The 24,702-nt window shown below is 38.1% G+C and carries 26 protein-coding genes and 2 pseudogenes; 17 read left to right on the forward strand and 11 right to left on the reverse strand.

What is annotated here, in order from left to right:
* The first annotated feature begins 171 nt into the window (after positions 1-171).
* The 3 genes and pseudogenes from FC81_RS07565 to FC81_RS11175 form a co-directional block, all read left to right on the forward strand.
* Positions 172-465, forward strand: a pseudogene (locus FC81_RS07565) (HigA family addiction module antitoxin).
* Positions 466-1,243: 778 nt separating this feature from the next.
* Complete coding sequence (locus FC81_RS11170; protein ID WP_235804658.1) at positions 1,244-1,411, forward strand: hypothetical protein; 168 nt, start codon at positions 1,244-1,246, stop codon at positions 1,409-1,411.
* 12 nt (positions 1,412-1,423) lie between these two features.
* A pseudogene (locus tag FC81_RS11175) lies at positions 1,424-1,804 on the forward strand (M24 family metallopeptidase); the annotation flags it as partial.
* A gap of 180 nt (positions 1,805-1,984) precedes the next feature.
* Here FC81_RS11175 and FC81_RS07575 read toward each other — a convergent pair.
* The 7 genes from FC81_RS07575 to FC81_RS07605 form a co-directional block, all read right to left on the reverse strand.
* Positions 1,985-3,388 carry an APC family permease gene (locus FC81_RS07575; RefSeq protein ID WP_057745183.1) on the reverse strand — a complete coding sequence of 468 codons (1,404 nt, stop codon included), beginning with the start codon at positions 3,386-3,388 and terminating at the stop codon, positions 1,985-1,987.
* Between the two features lie 18 nt (positions 3,389-3,406).
* Positions 3,407-4,300, reverse strand: a complete 894-nt coding sequence (locus tag FC81_RS07580; RefSeq protein ID WP_057745186.1) for a DMT family transporter — start codon at positions 4,298-4,300, stop codon at positions 3,407-3,409.
* Between the two features lie 23 nt (positions 4,301-4,323).
* Positions 4,324-5,073 (reverse strand): gamma-glutamyl-gamma-aminobutyrate hydrolase family protein, encoded by a 750-nt coding sequence (locus tag FC81_RS07585; RefSeq protein WP_057745189.1) that lies wholly within the window; start codon positions 5,071-5,073, stop codon positions 4,324-4,326.
* A 119-nt stretch (positions 5,074-5,192) separates the two neighbouring features.
* Complete coding sequence (locus FC81_RS07590) at positions 5,193-6,161, reverse strand: NADPH:quinone reductase (RefSeq protein ID WP_057745191.1); 969 nt, start codon at positions 6,159-6,161, stop codon at positions 5,193-5,195.
* 61 nt (positions 6,162-6,222) lie between these two features.
* On the reverse strand, positions 6,223-6,606 hold the full coding sequence (locus FC81_RS07595) for a RidA family protein (RefSeq protein WP_057745194.1): 384 nt from the start codon (positions 6,604-6,606) through the stop codon (positions 6,223-6,225).
* 71 nt (positions 6,607-6,677) lie between these two features.
* A complete protein-coding gene (locus FC81_RS07600) occupies positions 6,678-7,460 on the reverse strand; it encodes a PhzF family phenazine biosynthesis protein (RefSeq protein WP_057745197.1) in 783 nt (260 codons plus the stop codon).
* Positions 7,461-7,639: 179 nt separating this feature from the next.
* Positions 7,640-8,515: a LysR family transcriptional regulator gene (locus FC81_RS07605; protein ID WP_057745200.1), complete on the reverse strand. Its 876-nt coding sequence runs from the start codon at positions 8,513-8,515 to the stop codon at positions 7,640-7,642.
* 103 nt (positions 8,516-8,618) lie between these two features.
* Between FC81_RS07605 and FC81_RS07610 the strand changes: the two genes are divergently transcribed.
* Together FC81_RS07610 and FC81_RS07615 are read left to right on the forward strand one after the other, a co-directional pair.
* Complete coding sequence (locus tag FC81_RS07610) at positions 8,619-9,098, forward strand: YbaK/EbsC family protein (protein ID WP_057745203.1); 480 nt, start codon at positions 8,619-8,621, stop codon at positions 9,096-9,098.
* 51 nt (positions 9,099-9,149) lie between these two features.
* On the forward strand, positions 9,150-9,746 hold the full coding sequence (locus tag FC81_RS07615) for a sugar O-acetyltransferase (RefSeq protein ID WP_057745206.1): 597 nt from the start codon (positions 9,150-9,152) through the stop codon (positions 9,744-9,746).
* A 402-nt stretch (positions 9,747-10,148) separates the two neighbouring features.
* Here the strand turns inward: FC81_RS07615 and FC81_RS07620 are convergent, their stop codons facing one another.
* Entirely contained in the window at positions 10,149-10,661 is a 513-nt protein-coding gene (locus FC81_RS07620) for an HXXEE domain-containing protein (protein WP_057745209.1), read from the reverse strand.
* A 132-nt stretch (positions 10,662-10,793) separates the two neighbouring features.
* On the opposite strand from FC81_RS07620, the gene FC81_RS07625 reads away from it, so the two are divergent.
* Positions 10,794-11,336, forward strand: coding sequence for a TetR/AcrR family transcriptional regulator (locus FC81_RS07625; RefSeq protein ID WP_057745212.1), 543 nt, complete (start codon positions 10,794-10,796; stop codon positions 11,334-11,336).
* Between the two features lie 194 nt (positions 11,337-11,530).
* On the opposite strand, the gene FC81_RS10775 is transcribed toward FC81_RS07625, so the two are convergent.
* From FC81_RS10775 to FC81_RS07635, 3 genes are all read right to left on the reverse strand, one after another.
* Positions 11,531-11,752 carry a Txe/YoeB family addiction module toxin gene (locus FC81_RS10775; protein ID WP_420806349.1) on the reverse strand — a complete coding sequence of 74 codons (222 nt, stop codon included), beginning with the start codon at positions 11,750-11,752 and terminating at the stop codon, positions 11,531-11,533.
* An 84-nt stretch (positions 11,753-11,836) separates the two neighbouring features.
* Positions 11,837-12,097, reverse strand: coding sequence for a type II toxin-antitoxin system Phd/YefM family antitoxin (locus FC81_RS07630; RefSeq protein ID WP_057745213.1), 261 nt, complete (start codon positions 12,095-12,097; stop codon positions 11,837-11,839).
* A 311-nt stretch (positions 12,098-12,408) separates the two neighbouring features.
* Positions 12,409-12,801, reverse strand: a complete 393-nt coding sequence (locus FC81_RS07635; protein ID WP_057745216.1) for a helix-turn-helix transcriptional regulator — start codon at positions 12,799-12,801, stop codon at positions 12,409-12,411.
* Between the two features lie 984 nt (positions 12,802-13,785).
* On the opposite strand from FC81_RS07635, the gene FC81_RS07640 reads away from it, so the two are divergent.
* The 11 genes from FC81_RS07640 (at position 13,786) to FC81_RS07690 (ending at position 24,701) form a co-directional block, all read left to right on the forward strand.
* Positions 13,786-14,583, forward strand: a complete 798-nt coding sequence (locus FC81_RS07640; RefSeq protein WP_057745220.1) for a CPBP family intramembrane glutamic endopeptidase — start codon at positions 13,786-13,788, stop codon at positions 14,581-14,583.
* A gap of 309 nt (positions 14,584-14,892) precedes the next feature.
* Positions 14,893-16,053, forward strand: a complete 1,161-nt coding sequence (locus FC81_RS07645) for a flagellin N-terminal helical domain-containing protein (RefSeq protein WP_057745222.1) — start codon at positions 14,893-14,895, stop codon at positions 16,051-16,053.
* Between the two features lie 118 nt (positions 16,054-16,171).
* Positions 16,172-16,603 carry a flagellar protein FlaG gene (locus tag FC81_RS07650; protein WP_057745225.1) on the forward strand — a complete coding sequence of 144 codons (432 nt, stop codon included), beginning with the start codon at positions 16,172-16,174 and terminating at the stop codon, positions 16,601-16,603.
* A gap of 10 nt (positions 16,604-16,613) precedes the next feature.
* The gene (gene fliD, locus FC81_RS07655) at positions 16,614-18,029 is read left to right on the forward strand and encodes a flagellar filament capping protein FliD (protein WP_057745228.1); all 1,416 of its coding nucleotides are present in this window, start codon (positions 16,614-16,616) and stop codon (positions 18,027-18,029) included.
* A 15-nt stretch (positions 18,030-18,044) separates the two neighbouring features.
* Positions 18,045-18,386: a hypothetical protein gene (locus FC81_RS07660; protein WP_057745230.1), complete on the forward strand. Its 342-nt coding sequence runs from the start codon at positions 18,045-18,047 to the stop codon at positions 18,384-18,386.
* A gap of 16 nt (positions 18,387-18,402) precedes the next feature.
* Entirely contained in the window at positions 18,403-18,780 is a 378-nt protein-coding gene (gene fliS / locus FC81_RS07665; protein ID WP_057745233.1) for a flagellar export chaperone FliS, read from the forward strand.
* Positions 18,781-18,870: 90 nt separating this feature from the next.
* Positions 18,871-21,063, forward strand: a complete 2,193-nt coding sequence (locus tag FC81_RS07670) for a glycosyltransferase (protein WP_057745236.1) — start codon at positions 18,871-18,873, stop codon at positions 21,061-21,063.
* An 18-nt stretch (positions 21,064-21,081) separates the two neighbouring features.
* Positions 21,082-22,215: a DUF4767 domain-containing protein gene (locus FC81_RS07675; protein WP_057745238.1), complete on the forward strand. Its 1,134-nt coding sequence runs from the start codon at positions 21,082-21,084 to the stop codon at positions 22,213-22,215.
* Between the two features lie 34 nt (positions 22,216-22,249).
* Positions 22,250-22,900 carry a DNA alkylation repair protein gene (locus tag FC81_RS07680; RefSeq protein WP_057745241.1) on the forward strand — a complete coding sequence of 217 codons (651 nt, stop codon included), beginning with the start codon at positions 22,250-22,252 and terminating at the stop codon, positions 22,898-22,900.
* Positions 22,901-23,102: 202 nt separating this feature from the next.
* A complete protein-coding gene (locus FC81_RS07685; protein WP_057745244.1) occupies positions 23,103-23,741 on the forward strand; it encodes an amino acid ABC transporter permease in 639 nt (212 codons plus the stop codon).
* 102 nt (positions 23,742-23,843) lie between these two features.
* Positions 23,844-24,701, forward strand: coding sequence for a transporter substrate-binding domain-containing protein (locus FC81_RS07690; RefSeq protein WP_057745247.1), 858 nt, complete (start codon positions 23,844-23,846; stop codon positions 24,699-24,701).
* Position 24,702: the final 1 nt, after the last annotated feature.

A 24,702-nucleotide genomic window follows, 5' to 3' on the forward strand; every position in this document is an offset into this window, starting at 1 on the left:
TACAAAAAAATCTGGCATTGATGATTTCCATCAATACCAGAAAGTTTAGACCCATTAATATAGTAGGTCTATTTATGAGTAATGGGCTCTCAAGTAAAGTTGTCACTGTATGATTAGTGTAATTGCTTTTTGTTGAAGGAGAAATAACATCTGTTAAAGGGAGTGAATATTATGAATAAGATCCCAACACCAAAAATTAGCGAAATTTTGAAAGAAGAATTTATGGAGCCGTTAAACTTCTCAGCCTATGCATTGGAAAAGAAGATCAATGTGCCAACGTCTAGAATACAAGACATCTTACATGATCGGTGACAAATCACTGTTGGTACATCTGTTAGATTAGGCAGGTTTTTTGGAGTTTCTGACCGCTATTTTTTAAATTTACAAAATGATATAGATATTCGTAATGCTGAAGAAGAAAAAGGAAATGAGTATAGTCAGATTCGGCAATATCAACTTGGATAGATTTAAATAGTCCACACCAAAAAAATAGGTGTGGACTATTTAATAACCATGAATTATAAGTTTAGCTTCAGGGTCCATTTATATAAATAACCCTGTAAAAACATTGCTAAAATAGCTCTAAATATTTCAATTATAGATATTAGAGGACATTTTTTTAAATTTCAAAAAAATAACTTCTAATTTTGAGAATTCAAATAGACACCTAATTGCTTAAGGGGAAACCTAATATTTGATTCATTATAAAGAATACAGCTAGTTTCTCTTTTTTTGAGTCAGGTATATAGTCAATAAGAATAGTAACTTAGGATTATCTTCATTTTCTGTAATCTTTTGTAGTGCGTTCATATGATCAATTAAACCTACATGAGCACTATTAAAGAAATCAGGTGAAGAATATATAGTTTCACTTTCATTGTTATATTCTACTAAAAGATTCATAGACGTACGGCTGCCGGTTATTTTTAAATCAACTTTAGACAATATGCTATACAAAAACACAATTTTTCCAACAACACTTTTATCCAGTTCATCAGGTATTCTGAAATTTGATCATAGCTTTCTTTTTTATCGGCGCTAGTAGTAGTTGCTTTTTGAGAATCACTGTTTAAATTCTAATGGGATACCACATATAGAGCAATTAAATTATCAAATACATCATTCTCTGGATGCTCCTAAGTCAATATGTAGTAACGTTGTAAATGAAACTCTAGCCATTGCACAAACCGGTACCAAAGTAGTTGATACTTACAAACTAGGCATGAGAATTGGGGCTGAAGGAATGTCTAAGCATTTTAGCCTTGAAAATAGAACAATTAATGCTGTTTGGCCTGCTGAGTATAGCTATATGCCGCATAGTATTCCTGACGTTAATTCAACAATTGGTTCAGGTCCCAATATCGATGTTGCTACTTTTAATATCCAAGGATATGCTGCTGAGTGTGAGTGAACCTTTTTCACTGAAGAACCCTCCAGAGAAGATATTATTCATTTTAATCAAATGATGCATGCAAGGGAACTTTTCTTGGATAACCTTAAACCCGGGAAAAAATCTAGTGACATTGAACAAGTAGTTGATGAATATTTTAAAGATGAAGGCGTTGATAAAAATACTCTTCATCGTCCGGGCCATGGAATCGGGTTAAATAATCATGAATGGCCAACCCTTTCTCTAGAAAATGATACAGTCTTGGAAGAAAATATGGTAGTTTCTATTGAACCAGCTATTTATTTTGATAATCAAGGTGGTTATCGACATTCCGACACTGCTTTAATTACTAAAGATGGTTATCAATTAATGATTGATGCGCCTACTTCACTTTCCGAGTTAATTTTAAAATGATATGAAGTACTAAATTAAATCTAACAAAGATCTTCAAATAGTTTTTGAAAATTTCCTGCTTAAATTCACAGTCATAGTAATGAAGTCCTACTATATAATAGGACTTCATTTTAATTTCCCATGTTATAACATGGATGAGGGAAATAGTTAATTTACCGGATTGGGTTATCTCTTTAGATATCAATTCTTTTTTTGTAGTTTCGAGTGCTTGATTCCATATCCAAAATATACGATTAAGCCTAAAATTAGCCAAATTCCCACTGAAATCTTAGTGATGTTAGGCAACATAACAATAAAGTAAAGGCTCAACAGCCCTGCTAATATTGGCAAATATGGATAAAGTGGCATTTTAAATCCATGGTTGGGAATATCCTGACGGTGGCGTAAGGGAATAATTCCAAAGGAGATAAGGGCAAAAGCCAACAGAGTTCCGGCATTAATCAGGGCAGCTAATTCAGTTAATGGCACTAATCCAGCAAAAAAAGCTTGCACAATTGTTGCCACAATAATGGCATTGTGCGGAACCGCATGTTTTTTACTAATGCTGCCCATCTTAGCAGGTAACAAGCCATCACGGCCTAATGCATATACTAACCGTGAGCCACCAAAGAACATGGTAATTAGGGCGGTAAAGATCCCAATCAATGCTCCAATGGTAATCAGCTTATTCCAAGTGTCTAAGTGGATTACCTTCAAGGCATAGGCAGCGGGATCATCAACGTTCAGTTCTGAATAGTGAACAATTCCAGTTAGGACAAAGGAGAAGGTTACATATAACAAAACGGAAATGAGCACGGTTCCTAAAATGCCCTTGACCACATTTTTCTCGGGTTCAATCGTTTCAGCTGAATTAGCTGCCAGGGCATCAAAACCAATGAAAGCAAAGAAAACCGTAGCTGCGGCTGTGGAAATACCGCCTAGACCAAAAGGCGTGGTATGAAATTGTCTTGGGTAAAAGGGAACATAGTTACTAGTCTTAACATAAAATGCCCCTACAATAATGAACAAAACAATGATAACTACTTTAATAATGACCGCGACATTTTCAACCCTTTTTGATAAATTAGCCCCTTGAGCGATGATGACGGCAATTATTAAGACAATCACAGTTGCAGAAAGATTAATAATACCGCCTTCCAACGGACCACTCTGTAGTGCCTTTGGTAGGTTGATCCCTAAGGCATTTAGAATATTATTATTAAAATATGCTGCAAATCCTGTTGCCTCAGCGGCAACAGCCAAAAAGTATTCCAAAATTAGCGCCCAACCGAGGATCCAACCAATAATCTCACCATAAACAACAGAACCAAACGAATAGGCTGATCCTGCTACGGGCATTGCTGATGAGAATTCAGCATACGCCATACCAACGATTCCGGAAACTAAGGCGGCTAATAAAAAGGCAATAGTCACCGCTGGACCGGCATGCATCGCTGCTTCGTGTCCTGGCAAAATAAAAATTCCTGTTCCAATGACTGCACCAATCCCTAAAGATACCAAATCACGTGCTCGCAAAGTCTTGTGTAATCGTGAATCAGCTTTTAAGTATGTAGCAACCGATTCTTTTTTAAAAATATTTGTCATACTGCACTCCTTAAAAATTCATTTTTGGGATTCAAACCTAGAAGATTTCCAGTGTCCACTTTGATGTTGAAATACCATAAGCAAGATACTAGCTAGAATCATCATGGCACCAACTAACTCATATTTATTGAACAACTCTCCAAAGAAAAGCCAAGAAAAACCTGCGGAAAACAGTGGTTCTAAAGAAAAAATCAGTCCCATGTTCAAGGGAGAGGTATATTTTTGTGCAAGTGGCTGGAACATAAAGCCAACTGCTGTACATAAGAAGCCCAAACCTAAAACAGCTCCCCAGGTAATGGTGTCTGTCGGCAGCGGAAAATGATGGTGGTTTAATAAGACGATTATGGTTGATACAAAACTAGCAGGAGTGATTTGCCAAATTCCAATTTGTAGTGGTGATTCTCCCTGTGTAAAATAGGCGGTCAAAATTATGTGTCCAGCATACAGGACCCCGGTGGCTAGACACCATAAGTCCCCAATGTTAAATGACTTAAGGGAACCATGCAACGTCAAAAAAGAAACCCCAATTAGAGCTAAACCAATGGCTAATGCTTCTCGTGAAGTAACCCTCTGATGTTTGAACAGCCATAATTCAATGGGGACAAAAATCATCGTTAAACTAATTAAAAAGCCAGCTTGTGAAGGAGTTGTGGTCCGTAATCCCAACAAAGGAAATAAGAAAACCCCAATCAAAATAAGTCCTAATAAACTACCATGGATAACAGTTTTTAGGGGTGTTTTAATGAACTTAGGTCCTAAAAAAATCCCAATGATTAGTAAGGCTAGATCAAAGCGGATCGCTAGTACAGTCAAAGCATCAAGTTGAAAAAGGGCAAATTTCATAAAAACGTATGATGCACCCCAAAAAAAGGTAACAAGTATTAAAATCAAGTTGGCCTGTAACCGTGACATAACATTCAAAGTCCTCTCATTAATTATTTGTCTTTAGTAGAGATGGTTTGTAAATTAAGTTCACTGCGTTGCAGAAAATTTTGAAACAGGTTTTGGGCTGCAACTTGCGTTTCATAAAGGTTTTCTGGGTGCCATTGAACCCCCATAACTTGTCCATTAGCCGTCTCAATGCCCTCTATCACGCCATCTGGAGCAGTTGCCGACACTGTTAAACCTTCGCCTAATTTTTTGATTGCCTGATGATGTCGTGAGTTTACCCAAACTTGTTTGCCAATAATTTGGGCTAGCCAGGTACCAGCTTTAGTCTTAATCTCATGTGTGGGTAAAAATCCAGGGGCTGTTTGTGCATGTTGGATTTTTAAATCAGGATATTCAGAACGTAGATCTTGATAAACAGTTCCGCCCAAAGCGACATTAATCATCTGCATACCGCGGCAGATTCCTAAGATAGGTTTATTGGTTGTTAGGGTTTGTTTAATCAGCGCCTGCTCAAATTGATCGCGAGGATAATAACTGGTGCCAATATTGATATGTGGTTCTTCGTGATAAGTTTTAGCCGCAATATCAGCACCACCAGGAATAATTAAACCATCAAAACTGTCTAAGACCTCCTGATTAATCTGATTGGGATTCATAATCGGTAGAACAATCGGAATTGCTCCCATACCCAACACAAGTTTGACAACAGGCTGCGGTACATAGTAGCAAAACTGCTTATTGAGCAGTTTAGTATTGGTTAAATTTACTGCGGTGGTAATTGCAATTTTAGTCATCTTAATTAGCTTTCCTCTATATTTTCAATTAGGTTAAAGTAAAAAAAATAACCGTTAATTAGGAAGCTATAGCGGTTATTGCATCTACCTTGTAGGCATCAGTATAACTTGGGATTGCACTACTTTTTATTAAGAATTTTGAGAACGACTTTGCCCAAACTATGAGCTAACGCTTGTTGTTGAGCTTTTGCTGCTTCGGCTAAGGGTAAGACCGTCCCGACCTTAGGAATAAGTTTCTTTTGATCCAGTAGCGTTGCGATAGCATCAAGATTATGCTGATATTGCTTATCAGGAACGTTCCACAAAGACATGCCAGTTAACGTAATATCTTTGCTGATAATGAGCCGAGGATTGAAGTCAAGAGAACCACGATTGCCAATAATAACAATTCGGCCAAACTTTTTTAATATCCCAATATCCTTAATCAAATTAACATTGGCTAACATCTCAATCACGAGATTAACATTTTGAATGTTATCTAAATACGATGGATCATGATGATTTAAAACCAAATCAGCGCCGGCTTGTTCAACCTGATTGATTCCGTCCATTGAACCAGCAGTCCCAATAACTTTAGCACCAGCACGTTTAGCCAGTTGAACAGCCAATAGGCCAACGCTGCCTGAAGCGCCATGAACTAAAATGGTTTCCCCGGCATTCAATTTAGCTTTGTCAAATAGTGCATGATAAGCTGTTGAAGCTGGTGAGCCTAAAGTGGCCCCTTCTGAAAAGCTGACAAATTGTGGTAAGCGACGAACAAACTTAACATGACGAACCGTCTTTTCAGCATACGTACCATTTTGAGCATTAGCCAGAGAAGAAGTAACAAAGACCCGATCACCTTTGTTGAATGCAGTGACTCCTGGGCCAAGTTTATCGATTACCCCAGCGCCATCTAAGCCTGGAATATACGGCAAGTTAGGTTTAAAAGCAGCATAGTTTCCCGAACGAATATAGGTATCGACGGGATTAACTCCGGCTGCGTATAATTTAATTCGAACTTCATTTGTCTGTGGTTCGGGTTCCTGAACATCGGTTAATTTCAATAGGTCAGGTGACCCAAATTTTGATAAGCAGATAGCTTTCATTTTAAGTCTCCTTTAAACATGGTCGTTAAAAAACTAATGCTACTTGTAATGAATGCTTCAATTATGCTTCTGTGTCTGCGCTAATTGCTACAACTTCAATTTCACATAATATATTGGCTGGTAGTTTTTTGACAGCCACACAAGTACGAGCCGGTTTTGAAACAAAATACTGTGCGTAGATTTGGTTAAAAGCATCAAAGTCAGCCATATCTTGTAGAAAACAAGTAGTTTTTAACACCGCTTTGAAATCACTTTTGCCAGCTTTGAGTACAGCTGCAATATTCTGACAAGCTAATTCTGTTTGGGCGGTGATCCCTACGGGAACGTCACCGCTTTGCGGATCTAATGGTCCCTGACCAGAGCTGTAGAGCACCCCCTTAGAAACCATGCCCTGAGAATATGGTCCAATCGGCTGTGGAGCTTGACTGGTTTTTATGATTTTCATAATAAACGCCCTCCTGTTAACATCGTGTATAATTTATTAGCTAGTGAACTATTTTAAAATTGGTCACAGCTTTATTTTAGATTAAGGTTACCTGTTGAATATAGCGTAGCATGTCCAGCTAATTTGGTAATTTCCCCTTGATAATCGCAGTAAAGAGTACCGGTACGTTCAGAAGCTTGAAATGCAGCAATTTGATTTTTGCCCAGCTTCTTTGCCCAGTAGGGAATGACGTGACAATGACCACTTCCACAAACCGGATCTTCATCAACATTTAATTTAGGTGCAAACGAGCGGGACACACAATCATAGGCCTTGCCAGGAGCAGTAACATTTTGCAAAAGGCCATCAAGATGCTTTAACTTTTCCAAATTCGGTTGCATTTTTTTAACTTGATTCTCATTAGTAAATACTGCTAATAAGTCACGTCCAAGATAGGCTTCAATCGGCCGCACGCCAAAAGCCGCTTCCATTTCATCAGTAACTGGTACTGACTTAAGTTTGTAAGATGGGAAGGCCATTTCATATAAGTCGCCTTTCTTAGTCACTTTTAAAGCACCGCTTTGAGTATTAAAGGTGACCGTATCGGTATCCTTGGGGGTGGCATTTTGAAAGACCAAGTAACCCGTAGCTAAAGTTGCGTGTCCACAAAGGTCGATTTCTCCGCCTGGAGTAAACCACCGTAAATCATAATTAGCATCTGCTTTTTTGATAGCGAACGCTGTTTCTGAAAAACGGTTTTCCATAGCAATATTTTGCATTAATTGGTCAGTGGGCCATTGATCAACAAAACAAACCGCGGCTGGGTTGCCCTTAAATAACTCATTGGTAAATGCATCTACAACAGACATCTTCATTGAATACCACTCCTTTGATAGTTCGATATAACCTAATCATACTTGTATTTATAGGATAGTTAAAACAAATATAATTAATCCTATCATTAGACAAACTGATTTGTGATATATAGCCGCTATAAAACCGTCACCCATACTAGCTCAATCAAAAATCGCGGCCTTTAGTTACAAAAAATTTACTAGCGCAATTGCCCCTTATTTGTTAACAATTCCTGAATAAAGTACTGACTAGCAATTGGCAGACGTTGTCTGTCTTGATAAGCAACTGCAATTTCACGCTGAATAGCGGGGACTAGCGGTCGAGTAACAATGTTAAATGGCATGCGTTGCAATACCAATTTAGCCAAAATACTGACTCCCAGTCCTGCCTCTACCATCGTCATGATGGCATAGTCATCGTGAATACGATATTTTATGTTGGGCTTAACTCCTGCAGTGGAAAAGGCGTTTAGTGGCTCACTATAATTGCCTTCTTCCAACAGAATCAGGGGATCGTTCTTAAGTTCTTCTAGTTTCAAAGGAACTCCTGGTTTGCGAGCTAATGGGTAGTTTTTAGGCAAAACTGCTAGCATTTCACCTTGTTTAATGGGAATAGTTTTAAATTCAGTAGCCATCGGTGGCGTAGTAAAACCAAAATCAACTGTATTAGTTCTAATCCATTCAGCAATGGAATTGTAATCACCCTGATAAAGTACAAACTCAACATTAGGATATTTAATTTTGAACTGTTTAATTAACTTGGGTAACCAGTGAACGGTGATGCTGGAGATCGTACCAATTCGGATAACACCGGTTTTTAAGCCTTTAATCTCGGTGGCCCGCTCTTGAACAGCTTGATACTGACGAATAGCTTGTTGAATTAAAGGATAGAGTTCTTGTCCCTCTAAGGTTAATGAAACCCCAGAGCGAGACCGATTTAGTAACTTAATGGACAATTCATCTTCCAGTGATGCAAGCATCTGACTGATTGAAGATTGGGTATAGCCTAAAACCTCGGCAGCCTTAGTAAAGCTACCAAGTTCAATTATTTTTTGCAGGATTAGGAAACGGTTCACGACACATCATTCTTTCTAATGTTTGAATTATAATTATTTGTTTTTATTATTTTACTAGTCAGTATATACTAAGCGTAACTTATTCTTCAAGGAGTGAATTGATATGTCGATTGAAAATGTCCGTCAGTATTTTAAACAATTTGGCTTAGCCGATCGCGTAGTGGAACACGATCATATTGGTGACACAGTAGCGCATGCGGCACAAGTGCTAAATTGTGAAGAAAGGCAAATCGTTAAAGCTATGACTTTTATGGTTGATGATCAGCCCATTTTGATTGCTATGGCAGGAGACGCTAAAGTTGATAATCATAAGTTTAAAGCAACATTTCATAGTCGGGCTAAGATGATCCCTTTTGACCAAGTAGAGAGCTTGATTGGTCACATTCCGGGCGCGGTAACTCCATTTGCCGTTAATCCCGGTGTAAAGATTTATTTAGATGCTTCACTCAAACGTTTCAAAACTGTGTATACGGCTGGCGGAAGTTTAAATAGTACCATTAAACTATCACTTGGGGAGTTAGAGAAGTATACTAAACTTACAGATTGGGTGGACGTTGGCAAAGGTTGGTTCATCAACGAATAACAGTTAACGTCAACTACCAACATTAGAAAAGCAAAATGAAAGGGTGAAACGATGAATTTAGATGAAAAGTTTCAATATATGGCAACAGAAAAGCCTTACAATGATTTAGATCCACTTCTATCAGATACCCGTCATCTTTCTACAAAGATGACAAATAGAATTAATCGGGAAGAAGACCCTGAGAAAAGAGAACAACTGATTCGTGAGTTATTTGGCAGCGCTGGAGTTAGCCCTGAAGTTAGTCCTAACTTCAGGTGTGAGTTTGGACGTAATATTCATGTTGGTGATCATTTTTATGCGAACTATGATTGTGTCATCTTAGATGGTGCCAAGGTTACGATTGGTGATCGCGTTCTCTTCGGCCCTAAAGTAGGTCTTTATACGGCCAATCACTTATTTGATGCCAAGGAACGTGAAATTGGGGGTTGTATTGCTAAACCAATTACCATTGGTGATCGTTGCTGGTTAGCTGCTAACGTATCTGTTTTGCCCGGTGTCACCATTGGTAGTGATACTATTATTGGTGCCGGCAGTGTGGTCACCCATGATATTCCCAGTAATGTGATTGCCGCAGGAAATCCATGTAAAGTGATTCGACCGATTACTAATGACGACAAAACTAGCTTTACCGGCCATGACAATTTGTAAGAGATTACTATTTTAATTCTTTAAAATGTTAGTAAAATAATATTAATAAAAAAATCATGAATCATGGTTCTTTGAAAATTTCTACAATCATGGTTTATGATTTTTTACATATAATAAGAGACTGTTTTTGAGTTCAATCGCTGATTTCTTGGTGGCTGCCAATTTTTGTTAATCTTCTATAGGAAAATAAATACCAAACTCAGAGTTACTGTCATTTTTCCCGTTGAGTCATGTCGCTAAATGGCTAAGTATTGCTGGCCTGATCCAAGCCTACATAAGCTATGGTCTTGCTTCGATGGAATGATTTAACCAATACATGAATAAGTCCCTGTTTTTCACATGGTATGAGTACCTAAGTAATTAATTCTCAACAAGAGGCTAGTTATGTCACATCCTCATTGTTTATTTTGCGTAGGCTAGGAACTTTTTCTGAATTACCGGCATTAGCTTGTGCATTATCAGTAAGTTGATAAATACAATGAAGAATGCAGGTACTAGATATATTATAAGGTTCAAGATCGAAGCTTGGCTTAAAGTCCAATATGAAGTAATCAACCATATCATAAAGGGAAGTTGTATTGTTGCGGAGACAACACCTGGAACATAGCTCTTTATAGAAAAGCACATTTTATAGTGCATAACGAAATGAAATGTATACACAATTATAAATGCTAAGTACAAGGTGTAATTATGACTTAAACTACAGATTATTGAAACAACAATTAGAATTAGCATTTCTTCTAATACACCTACTGAAAATGCCTGTCCATTCGTTACACGACCAAAAAATGGCTTCTCCATGTTAGCTAACAGTTGCTGGTGACGCCTTTTCCACAAAGGGACGCAAATTATTTCTTCAAAATCATGCAATATAAATAATATTGGCAGTATCCAAAAGTTCAAAAAAATTTCCATACTTTATCCTCCTTAAAAAGGTTGCATGTGTTACCTTTTTAAGGGTAGGATAGATTTTGTAGAAATACAATATATTTTTCTTAAGTGTCACAGATTGACTTTTCTGTTACCTTTTTGAAGGGGTGAAGTTGTATGAATAAAACTGCATTAAAATCTAAAAAGAAAATAATGGATGTCTTTTTTGAAAAACTAGCGACAGAAAGAATTGAAGTAATTACGATCTCAGAGATCGCTTCTGAAGCTGGCGTATCCAGAAAAACTTTTTATCGTAATTATGCTGGAAAATTAACAATAATAAAATTTTATATTCAGGAAACGGTTAATAAATATTTGGAAGACGTAAGTAAAGAAAATATTACATCATTTCAAGATGTATTAACCTTTTATTTCTCTTTTTGGAAGTCTCAGAGTAGGTATCTTGAAACACTCCAAAATAATGGCTTATTGAGTTTTATGTTTGATATTCAACGAGAAACATTACTAAAGAAGGTACCATGGCAAAGCTTTGCATGGCATACGCTGCACAAAGATGAGACTATCATTGACCTACTTATCATTGGGGGTATATGGAATATTTTCTTATATAACCTAAACCTAAATAATGCTATTGAGCCAGAAGTATTAGCGCAAAAAGTTATTGATGATCTTAAGGTGTATATAAAATATCTAAATTAAATACTAGCTTATCTTTCATCTTGGGGGGAGATAGTCCAAGGGTTGATCCGTAAAAATAGCAATACAGGTGAAAAGAGAAAATTTACAAAATGATAAAAAAAGAACCGCTAACTTTGATCTATATCTCCCAAGCTAAAATCTTTACTTTAACTTTTGGGGGACACCTCAAAACTAGTGGTTGTCCTTTGCTATTGTTAGTTTCTTCTTGAATTAGGTTTACCATTCAATTCAAGAACCCTATCCTCATAGTGTGCCCAACATGAATAAATTTCGACTATCTTGGTTTCTTTATTAATCGTATAGACTACTTGATGTTGCCCATTTATTCTTCGAGAATAGTAACCAGCAGCAGGTGGAGTTAATTTTTCAAATGACTGTATTGGCTTATATGGATCAACTTCTAAGACATTTTTTATTTCTTCAAATGATTTACGTAATGGGCTTTTTAAGACTTTTTTAAGTCACCTTTAGCTGACGACTTTATCTTAATTTTTCAGCGGTTACTCATTATCAATCTCTTTCATCATTTCAGCCAGGTCAACTGATTCATCATCTTTACGGTTAAGGGTTGCTTGAATTTGCCCATTCACAATTAAATTCATAGTTTCTTGTAACGCATCATAATCCCTTTTCCCAATTAGGACGGCACTACGACTATCATCGGCACCTGCAATGATAACAGGTGTGGAGTCTCTGTTAGCACTCTTGATAAGTGAAAATAAATTTGTTCGTGCTTTAGTTGGATTAATGATTTTTTCCATGTTGTCGCCCCCCTTGATATATGCTAATTATATATGTACTGGATAGCGTACGCCAATGAAAAACTACCGCAAAAGGGGATAATAAGGTTATGTAATAAATCGTCTTACCAATCCAAAACTAAAGGGTATAGGATACTGAAATACCCCATAATTGTTAGTTTTTAGGGGACCTAACAATTATGGGGCGCTTCACTAACGTGTTAGTAAGATATTCTTTTTCGTTATCACTTAATGATTTTTTATTTCACGTAGTAATAATAGAAGAATCGTGACATGATCAAAAAGTATAATTGACGGCAGCTAGACCTTGACTACCTAAATGCGTCAACAATTTCAGGGATGAACCAAGATAACCAACCGCCGATAACAAAAATCAGCCACCAATACTTAACCAGAAATTCCCAAAAGTTTAAGGGATGGTGCCGGCGGATGTATTTACCGTCGCGAGGATCAAAAATAAATTCATTAGGGTCGATTTTCTCCGTAGAATTATCCGGTTGCTCAAGTCCCAGAACTAAATTATCTAAGGAACAGTTAAACAATTCAGCTAATTTGATGAGATTACTTAAATCGGGTGTAGCATCGCCTGCTTCCCATCTAGAAATGGCTTGGCGTGAAATGTGCAGTTTGGTCGCAAGATCTTCTTGTGACATCTGGGCTTTTTTGCGGTATTTCTTAAGTTGGTTAGGAAATAATAATTCCATCTTAAACACGCTCCTTAATGTTTTCTTACCTTTAGTATTATCTATGTTCAACCAAAAAGATAGCATTAAAAATCACCAAAGCCGCAATCAGCAACTATAACATGCGCACGCTTAGGTTGCTGATTGCACTTAACAAGTACCCTGAACGCTGTTAATTCAGGCTTAGTTTGGGTTGCGGGATGTTGAGGAATATATAATGCTACTTTGCATTATTTCTATATTCTATCTATATAATGAAAAGAATGATACTAGATAAGGTGTGAGTGCAACAGCCATAGCAATGTGCATTGGTCTCTAATCATAAACTTGCTCAACCTTTTAATTTCTGTTCGCAACTGGCTGCTTTTTCAAAATTGCACAATCTATACCACTTATTTTATTTCTTTACACTTCATTTTTGTTTCATGTTATAATGATTTTGCAAAGAAAGAATAAACATTTTTACACCAAAGCCCCTAGCAGTCACAAGCTGCTAAGGGCTTTTTTTAGTGGGCTAAATGTCGCCTATGTTGTTTTACGTGCGGTGTTTCCGTTTTAGCCAGTCCGTAAACCACGCTGTTATCAGCGCGACCGCAAGTGGGGCAAAAAGTGAATTAAACATATACACAAGTATTTATGTTGGAACGATATTGAATAGTAATGAAAAGATGATTTACTATTCTTATAGGTGATATACAGGCATCAAAGCACTAGGTCGTTTGTATTTTAGTAATCGTCTAGTTAGAGCAAAAAGACAACTTGGGGAGATTAGCTCAATAGTGAGAGCTATTTATTTTTTTATTATTGTAATTATTCAATTTTTAACTTAAAAGCGAGTAGTGCCATGCGCTTAAAATACAAACACGCTAGTATCTTTAATTCAAATGGTGCAATGGAGTGCATAGCTGGAGCTAGCATAATATTTATGTGTTCAACTTGATAATTCTAGGTATAATGTTTTTGTTAGGGCTGCCTAACAAAGCTAATTGTATTGGAGGGAATTTAGTGATAAATGTTAAGAAGGAAACGTTTTTGTTGGTGCTGCTAGTGGTTATTAATTTTTTGTTAGAGCTTAGCGTGTTCTCTGAGATACAAGCAGCATTGAATATTTCGGGAATGCAAGGGCTGTTTTTCTATAAAACCTGTTCACTTATTAGTTTGCTTTGTTTGAACTATTTCATTACAAAACAGACGATTTATTTCAGATTTAAGATGTCAGCCAATATAGTTAAAGCAATGTTGTTGCTTCCAGCTGTCTTTTTCATCTTTTTTATAGCAGGTTCAAAAAATATACCAGCAGCTTTCAGCATCGGTATTCTGGGGGCCGTACCGGAAGAATATCTATTTAGAGGGATAGTTCTTGCTAAAATGTTGCGGTTATTCGCGGTTAAGTTGAATAATCAAAAACTGAACATGATTATTTCAGCAATATTATCGAGTGCAGCTTTTGGTGCGATGCATCTGATAAATCTATCACATCAGCCTTTAGGTTTTACCGTTGCTCAAATGGCACAGACATTTGGTTTTGGAATGCTGCTGGCCGCGGTCTACCTCAAAAGTGGGAGTATAGTTTTTCCAATGTTAGTCCATTTTGCACTAGATTCAATAGTAATTTTAATGGTGGGTTATTCTAAAGCCATGTCTGGGTCACAACACGTATCTGTTTTGTTAACTATTGTGATGTTAGGGATATATACAAGTATTTCTGTTGGGATGATATTGGATAGTAATGAAAATAAGTTGTTAAAGAAGATATGGAAAAATACATATGGTGTCAATGAAGCAGGTGAAGTAACAAAGTGAATAATTATGGGGATTGTGTGGCGGTAATATCTAGGCACAGGATTCTGAAAGATTAGTAATTCACTAAGTGTGAGGTGTCAGTGTAAGGTTCCTAGATGTAGATTTTACAATAGAGTAGAGACTTCAAAGTCCCTAAAAATAGTTATTTAGGGTCCTTTAAACTTAAAAAGTCGCAAAGTACACTAAAATTTTCAAGAAAAAAAGATATTTTTACAAAAAACTATTAAACCCCGATATTTTCGTCCGATACATATAGCATGAGGGGGAAACCTCAGAAGATAAATACACAAATTATTGGAGGAATTCAACATGAGAATTAATACAAACGTTGCTGCTTTAAACACATACTCACGTTTAACAGCTGCTACAACATCAAAAAGCAACTCATTAGCTAAGTTATCATCCGGTTCACGGATCAACAAAGCTGGGGACGATGCAGCCGGCTTAGCAATTTCAGAAAAAATGAAGGGCCAAATCGGTGGTTTAACACAAGCTACTCGTAATGCTCAAGATGGTGTTTCTCTTATCCAAACAGCTGAAGGTGCTTTAAATGAAACACATAGTATCTTAGGCCGTATGCGTGATCTTGCAGTTCAAAGTGCCAACGGAACTTTAAGTTCAGATGATCGCTCTGCTGTTAATAAAGAATTCAACGCACTTCATAAAGAAATTGATCGTATCAGTACAGATACAGAATTCAATACAAAGAAATTATTAAACCAAGATGACCAATCCTTCACTTTCCAAATCGGTGCTAACGAAGGACAAACAATGTCTGTAACTATCGGTAAAATGGATGCATCATCGTTGTTAGGTGAAACTACTACAGCAAATCAAGTAAATCTTGATGTTGCAAGCAATGCAACTGAACTGGCTACATTTGACACAGCTATTTCAGGTGCTACAACTACTGCTTCGAATTATAGCGCGGTACTTACTAAAATTGGAACGGATCTTACTGTTGCAAAATCAAGTACAACTGCGTTAGATGCTACAGACATAGCAGCATTATCAGCTGCTGGAATTGATGCTACTGGCGCTACAAAGGTTTCAGATTTATTTGCTAGTGGTAAGTCTTTAGAATCTGATGCCGCTAAAACTTTGGCAGACGGTACAGATAAACTTAGTAAAGCTGTTACAGATGCTCAAACAGCTAAGGACCAAGCTGCTGATACTTTAGGACGCTCAAATGCCTCTAAAGCAATTACAAGTATCGATGGTGCTATCAAGAAGGTTTCTGACCAACGTGCTGACTTAGGTGCTGCTCAAAACCGTTTGACACATACTGTTAACAACTTGGGGACAACTAAAGAAAACTTATCTGAAGCTAACTCACGTATCCGTGACGTTGATATGGCTGAAGAAATGATGAACTTCACGAAGTCAAATATCTTGACACAGGCAGCAACATCAATGCTTGCACAAGCAAATGCAATGCCAAACAGTGTTCTTTCATTATTACAAGGTTAATTTTAAGCAACAGATTTTCGTTTTTGGCAAAGGCCGATCGTCGTGTAAATTCGGCGGTCGGTTTTTGTAGCATACATAACTTTTTTAAGTTATCCTTTTTGAAGGGGAGGATGTATGGATGGAAATTGAGAAAATTCAACCAGTTCCACCAACGACAAAGGTTCAACCGATTGAGACTGATAATGATTTAGACGGAGCTAACTTAGACCTCCGCCGCCTAACACAAGACCTCTTGTCAGATAAGGGTGAAGATAAGCCAGCCAATGAACAGGTTGCGCCTAAACCTAAAGCCGAGAGTAAGAGTGATGAAGCCTTCCAAGCGATACCGCAGGCTCAGTTAGAACAGGCTGTAGATGAAATGAACAAGCATCTGCTGGGACGTGACGTCCGGATGCGTTTCAGAGTCCATAAAACTACGGGACGGACTTATGTCCAATTGATTAATATGAAAAACGACGATGTTATCAAGGAGATCCCACCAACTAAGATGCTGGATGTAATTGGCAGTATCTGGAAACAGATGGGGATCGTTGTCGATAAGAAAGGATAGTGAGTAAGCGATGGCAAGTATAACAACTACTAATGGAATCAGTAGTACTTTAGGGCAGTATTCAGGAATTACAGCTGACGATGTTGAAAACCTGCTGCAGGCTGATTCAGTCGGTAAAATTAAGGCTCAAAATCAAATCACAACGCTGACTGATCAAAAAACAGCTTGGAGTGATGTTAAGACCCGCTTAAATAATTTCTTAACTAAGGTTACCGCCTTGCAATCTGATAATACTTATCAGACTAAGAAAGCAACAACGTCAGATGCAACGATTGCTTCGATTACTGGTGATACGACAGCTACTGAAGGAACTTATGATTTAAAGGTTGATCAGTTAGCAACTGCCAGCAAGATCACCGGTACCCGGTTGGATGTTAAAAACAGTAAAACGGCTGTTGGAACTTCTGGTTCATTAACCTTAACTAGTGCGGAAACAGATACTGATGGGCAAGCCAAGACTTTCAGTTTTGATATCAGCGGCACTGATACCCTAAATGATATTGCGGCTAAGATCAACAAACAAACCAGTAGTTCCAGTATCAAGGCTAGTGTGGTCGATAATCGTTTGATTTTAGCTGATAATAAGATGGGTGCACGTGATATTAGTGTTGCTGGTGATGCCGCAACAAGTCTAGGACTTGGAAGTGGCGCAACAACTGCCAAGGGCAAGTCAGCGATTTTTGAACTTGATGGTATGAAGGTCACCCGTGACACTAATACTGTTAACGATGTAATTGAGGGAACGACCTTTACACTCTCTAAGGCTAGTGACGACCATGCGACACTATCATTAACCAATGATACTTCTAAGACGGTTTCCGCCGTTAAAGACTTGGTATCGCAGTATAATAGTTTAATGAGCTTGATCAGTGATGATCTGAGTGTGGGCGATCCTAGCAAGTCGGATAATACAACTGGTAAGTTAGCCGGTGACAGTGAATTGATGCGCTTGCAGTCATCCTTGCGGAATATGATTACCAACCCTTATGTTGCGGGTAGCACTTTGAACCCAAGCAAGGTTGGGATTTCCCTTGTCGATCGTGAAGGAACCTTGGGCTTAGATGAAGATAAGCTGAACAAAGCGATTACGGATGACCCGGCAGCTGTTAAAGACATGTTCTATCAGTCAACGAAGAGTTCAGTTGGAACAGTTACTTCTGAGTCTGGCTACGCCGCAGACTTGTCTAAGATGCTGAATACTTACTTAGTTGATAGCTCAGCTAATAAGGGGATCATCGCAACTAAATCGGCAGGTTATGATTCTAGCGTCAAAGATTTGAATAAGCAGATCGACAGCTTTAACACGATGTTAGAAGCTAAGAAGACACAATATGTTGATATGTTTACCCGGCTTGACCAAGCAATGATGGAAGCACAATCACAGATGAGTTACTTTACAAGTCAGACATCATCACTTTCAAGTTAAGAATAGGTGTGAGCAATGGAATCAAAGCAGAATAAAGAACTATTAGAACAACTGGAGCAGTTAAATACACTTCTAGGTTCTTGGGATGAAAAGAGTCTGGAACAGGCCGAGCGTATTTTGAAGGATGCACAGGTAATGATATCTGTGTTGGACAGTCTCTCACTCAAACAACTGACGAGCTCTGAAAAAGAAGTCGTTGACCATATTGTGGGGCGGTATGGTAAACTGGTGCATGTGCTTTCTGCTAAAAAGGGACGGCTGGCAAAACAGTACACACAGCTGAATAAACCAAACAGCACGATCAGAACATATTTGCAGCAGGAACAAGGCGCGTCCCTGATCGACGTTGACTTTTAAGGAGTGAATATAAATAATGGGTTACGAGAATGTTAAAAAAAGTTATTTAAAAAACCAGGTAATGAGTGCTTCACCTAATAAATTGATTGAAATGTTGTACCAAGGGGCAATTAAGAGTGTTAAAATTGCCGGGATCGCAATTGAAAATGATGACCCTAAAAAAGCTCATAAAGAATTGGTCCGTGCGCAAGATATCTTAATGGAGCTCAAAGGTTCGTTGAACACTGAAGTTGAGGGCGATGTTCCAGCTAACTTAGAATCGTTATATGATTTTATGAACGAACAGCTTGTTAAAGCCAACATTAATAAAGATCAGTCTTTATTGCCGCCAGTCGTTAAAATGCTGACGGAGCTACTTGATGCTTGGACGCAGATTACAACTGAAACAAAATAATTGAAAATCTTTCATAAACCCGTCTTGAATGGTTATTTTCAAGGCGGTTTTAATACATATAAGCTAATAAGTTATAAGGAGCAGTTATTTATGAGTAAAATGAATAATAATACTGTCTGGGTATCACCAACAGCTAAGAAGACAGAATGTACGTTGACAATTTCCTTACTAGTTTCGAACAGTATTGCGACAATTCGCAAATGTTTGGAGTCTCTTCGACCACTTTTAGAACAGGTTGATAGTGAATTAATTGTTGTCGATACTGTTGGAAAGGATAACTCCGATGGTTCACTAGAAATTTCCAGGGAGTATGCAGATAAAATAGTTCGTTTTGAGTGGTGTGATGATTTTGCAGCTGCGCGTAATGCTGGGTTGAAGTTAGCACAAGGAAAATGGTTCCTCTTTATTGATGATGATGAATGGTTTGATAATGTTGATGAGTTTATAACTTTCTTTAAGAACTCCGATGAATCTAAAAAATATAATACTTTATTTTTCAATAAGCACAACTATCAAAATCTTGAAGGCACGAGTTATGGTGAAATTAAAGTTCCGCAATGTATAAGGCTCACTAAAGATATGTTTTTCAAAGGAAGAGTACATGAACAGTTAACTGTAAGCCGTTTACCTTTTAAGCATATCAATGCATTTGTTCATCATTATGGCTATGTTGGAAAACTTAGTAAAGAGAAAGTTGAACGGAATGAGAAACTATTAAAAGAATCTTTACGTGAAAATCCGCAGAATATGCATATGTGGGCGCAGTTACTCGCAGGCTATGGCATTAAAACAGCTGAGAATAGAAAAAAGGTAAAGAAAGAAGCTCAAGCAGCTTTAAAGCAATTTGAACAGATTCAAGAAAAGGATAATGGTCTTCAACGAGATGGGTTTACGGTGTTAGCTTATTTGCTAAGAGTTTTAATGGCAGAGAAAGAATGGCTGGCAGCACTGGAAACCAAAGAGAAATACGAAGAGCTGCTAAAGCTTTCTCAATATGAACATTGTATTTTAGATAATCTTGCCTATATTTTGTTCATTAATTTAAAAAATGAAAAAGAAGCTACCAAGTATGTTTTAGACTACATTAAAAACTATTGTTGGTTACAGAAGCATGAAGAAGAGTACCTTAATCAAGAGTCCTTCTATTTTCAGAATGATGTTTCTGAGGCAAAACTTTTCGGATTAAGCGCTAGTCTTTTGAGTCGTGAAAGGGAAAACGAAAATTGGCAGAAAATTTTAAATACGGCAACAAAACTTCCATGGGCGAATAATGTTAAGTATATTAACAGAATTTTAGCGATTGTTTTACTTGCAGCATATCATGAAAGTGATTTGAAGATTATGCAGACTATCTGTGATCAGATAACAACCAATGATGGTAAGCTCCCATTGATTTTCGGAATAGCAGTTAGAGCATTGAAGGAAAGTACTGAAGTTGATGAGAAGGAGTTCACATCTTTTGTTGCAAGAATTAAAAGCAAGGATAGCTTTATTCTAATTCAACAAGCCTTAGTAGCTGAAGGGACAAGTGTTTTTGAGCAAAAATTAAAGAAGTTGCAAAAAGCACGAGTAAGCTGTACTGTTCCTAATGAAGAGCTGTTTTCATTGTTAATTCGTAACAAGCTTGATCCAACGTTGCACACTGAGTCGCTATCTTATGAAGAATGGCTGGCAGCTGTAAACCAAATTGTAACTATATATGCTAAGAAGCGTTCGCAAATTCCAGCTTTTGCTGAACAAATTGAACAAGTTTGGAATTTATGTTCAAAACGTGAGTTATTGTTAATGTCATTGCGGCATAACTATTTATTTAGCCCAGATATTACAACATCTGAAATTAAAAATGAGTTAGGAGCATATGCAGATAATGTGGTTAACTTCGCGCAGATGATCTATCTGCCTGAATTATTAGCGGGTAAAACATCTAGTATGCTGCCAAGTGAGATTCGTTTTGGGATCTTTGTTCAACGAGCAGTTAATGAACGGAAAGCAGGTCATGAAGCTCAATACTTAGCTAATTTACGCAAGGGATTGGAGTATTATGAAGCTGCAGACCGGCTGATAAAACGATTGCTGCGAGAATATGACGAAAAAGATCAAAAACAACAGCAGATTAATGATGAAATGGTTCGTTTAGGTAGTCAGGTCAAGGTTCAGATACTTGAGATGTTGCAGCAAGGTGAGAATCAGCAAGCTGAATCGCTTATTCTTGAGTTAGCTCAATTATTACCAAATGATTTAGAAGTTAGGAGATTATGGGCTTTGTGCCACCGGGGAGTGTAAAGATTTGGGGGAAATAAAATGAAGCTAAACAGAAAGTTAATGTTGTTCTTATCAATTACTGGTTTATTATTGACAACTACCGCCTGCAGTTCCAACAGTCAGCCTGCCTTTGTCAATAAAGACAGTAAAAGCACGTCTACGCAGAAAAAGACGGTCAAGACTTCGACGAAGAAGGAGAAGAATGGTGCTACAGTTGCTTCTTCTAGTTCGAAGGACACGGGTTCAGGTAGCATTAATAGTACTTCAGCTAAGCAAACTGATTACTGGAATGGTGCTAAAGCAACTGCGTTGAGCAAGTTTATGGACCAATGGCAGGAGACGATGGATCAGCAATATGCGAGTTATACACCAGCTAAGAATGTTAATTTCTATGGGTTAAAGTACCCCGATGAGTTGGCGCAGAAGACGACCGCGGTTGATGATCAACAGATTCCAATTGAATGGTCAGATACAGGCCGCGGCAACAAGGACTATGAAGTAGTGGCTGTCTATTCTGATGCTGAGTACACTCATAATATGAGTCAGCACCTATATCTTTTTGTATTGCATGATGGCGAACCAGAAGTACTGATTACCCAACAAAACCAGGGGATGCCAGATCATTTGATCCACTTCAAACAAACAGAGAATACTGTTTTAAGCACGGGCTTCGCCAATATTGTTAAGGGACGAAGCGCAACCGTCCCGAGTTCAAGCAAACAGAGTAAGAGCTCAAGTCAGAATTCGGCTTTAACTGTTCCCGCGGCCTTGAAACGGACCTGGTATGGTTATGATGATGAGGGGAAGCTTAATACGGTTACGATTACAGCTGATACTTTGACCTCCAGTGGTTCTAAGATTTACTTGCATACACGTGATGCCAATATTGACCCATCAAAAGAACCACAGCATGATGATTGGGCCAGTGCTAGCACAGCTAATGTTCGCGGAATTAATTTTCTGAATATTAGGGGCTGGAACCAAACAGCTGGAGCTGGTGAGAGCTATGGAGTGAAACAGGAAAATGTTGATGGACAAAACATTGATGTTATGATCGAAGCAGGTGGTGCTGGCGTATGGTGTTCGCAGACCTATTATACTTCGGCTGATTTAGCTAAAAAACAGCAAGGTCAGAAGTATGATGATATTATCTACTATGATGATGCCGATTAGAGCAGTTTATTGAACTTTTAAGGAAGTGCTGGGGATGGGTAAAGTAACTGAGTTTAAACTCAGGGGGTCAGCGGAGCTTAAAGATCCGATGGCTGCGTATATGAAAAACAAGTTTTCTTTTGTTGGAGTCAAAACACCTGCACGTAAACAGCAATCTAAAGAATACATCAAACTGAGCAAGAAAATGCCGTTACAAGAGCTTTTGCATACAATCAGCGAGCTTTATCAGCAGTCCGCACGTGAGTATCAGTATGTAGCAATTGATATGTGTTTTGCGAATATTAGACGTTTTTCGTTTACTGAGATAAGTGATTTCACGCAGTATGTGATGCAGAAATCATGGTGGGATTCAGTTGATGCTTGGCGTAAGGTTTTTGGCAAGTATGTACAGCTTCATCTTAATGAGAAGCAGCAGCTCTTTGAACTTTTTTACAAGCATGATGATTTTTGGATGAGACGAATTGCTATTTTACTGCAACTTTTTGAAAAAGAGACTTTGGATAAAGAAATGTTAGCATCAGCGATTCTTTATGACCAACAGACAGATGAGTTTTTTATTCAAAAGGCAATTGGCTGGGCATTACGCAATTACAGCAAGTTTGATCCGCAGTGGGTTAAACATTTCGTTGTGGAGCATGATTTAAGCAAGCTGGCAACGCGAGAAGCGAGTGTCTATCTGACGTAAATTATTTATGTATAGAAGATGAGTCATACCAGTTTGCAGAGCTGAGTTGATTACCTTTTTTTTCTTGAGTTCTTCTTCAACTAAATTTTCGTAAAGCACGCAAAAGCCTTTTATTGAAAGGCTTTTTTTTAGTGCTTTGACCGCTTAAGTTTTATTATAAAAGAGTGTCTACAATATGATTACATCTTAAGGAGCCACTATCATGAATCTATTTGATCCAACTCTCGCGCTAGATTCACTGCCAACCATTCTCAGTGGACTACCGCTTTCACTATTTTTGCTAGTTATTTGTTTTACCCTCGCCAATATTGGCGGTATTCTGATAATGCTGCTGCGAATCAGCCAGCGGCGCTTGCTCAGCCTTTTTGCGCGCTTCTACATTTCATTTTTTAGAGGAGTACCAGTACTGGTTGTCTTATTTTTGACTTACTTCGGGGCCAACATGGACGCGATTCCTGCCGCTATCCTATCATTAACGCTTGTTTCCAGTGCCTTTGTGGCGGAATACTACCGTTCTGCACTGATTGGGATTAACCAGACACAGAATGACGCAGCTCGTGCACTAGGTCTTTCAAGCCTTGAAACAATGCGTTACGTGATCCTCCCACAGGCTTTTCGAATTGCACTACCTGCTCTGGGTAATGTACTCCTAGATATGTTTAAGGGGACCTCCCTTGCGGCGATGATTACCGTCTCAGAGATGTTTATGAAAGCTAAGATCACGGCTGGAGCCAGTCAAGATTATATGACCATTTACATCGTGATCGCCATTATTTACTGGCTGGTCTGCTGTGGACTAAGTTTCCTTGAGCAATTAGCCGAGCGCCGCTTTCACTATTAGTTTTTGGCTAGCTAGTCGCTTTAGTTGTGAAAACGATTTCCAAGAGCTATTATTAAACTTGTTAATAATTAAAAGGTTACTTAAACAGGGGGGAAATTACAGATGTTACGAAAGAAATGGTTATTTTCATTAGTACTCACAGTTACTTGTATCTTAGGGCTGGTTGATACAGGCAGTATCAGTGCCGCCAGCAGCAATGATACCTTGACAGTTGCGACGTCGGGGACACTTTATCCGACCTCGTATCACGATTCCAAGACAAAAAAACTGACTGGATATGACGTCGAGGTTATTAAGGCAGTCGCTAAAAAGATGCATAAGAAAGTGGTCTTTAAGGAATATAATGTTGACGGTATGCTGACGGCGGTCAAGTCTGGTAAGGCTGATGTGGCGATCAATGATTTTGCGATCTCGCCTGTCAGACAAAAGAGCTATCTGATGTCAACACCGATCAAGCACTCTTTCAACAGTTTGGTAGTGCGTGCAAATGATAATTCTGGAATTCACAAGTGGGCGGACCTTAAAGGAAAGCGTTCCGCGGGTGAAGCAGGAACTAACTACCAGCGACTGGCACAACAGTTGGGTGCTAAACCAGTTAATTATGATAACGTGACTAACGATATTTACCTCAGAGATGTCAAGAAGGGTAAAACTGACTTTATCATGAACGACTACTACCTGCAAAAACTGGCGCTTAAGGCAGTACCTAATAATGGACTTAAGATTATTCCGAACATGTACTTTACGACCAATGAAGACGGTAAGGGTGAAGGTATTATCATCGGCAAGAGTAACAAGAAATTGCAGAAGCAGGTCAATACTCAGCTTGCTCAATTAAAAAAGAATGGTTCGCTATCTAAGATGGCCAAGAAGTACTATGGGGCTGATGTTACAAAGAAGCCAAGTGTACACATCTCAAAAAAATTTACTATTCAAAGTAATAAGTATGCTGGTCAGTAAT

Origin of the sequence: Liquorilactobacillus capillatus DSM 19910 (assembly GCF_001434915.1) — a bacterium.
Lineage (GTDB): Bacteria > Bacillota > Bacilli > Lactobacillales > Lactobacillaceae > Liquorilactobacillus > Liquorilactobacillus capillatus.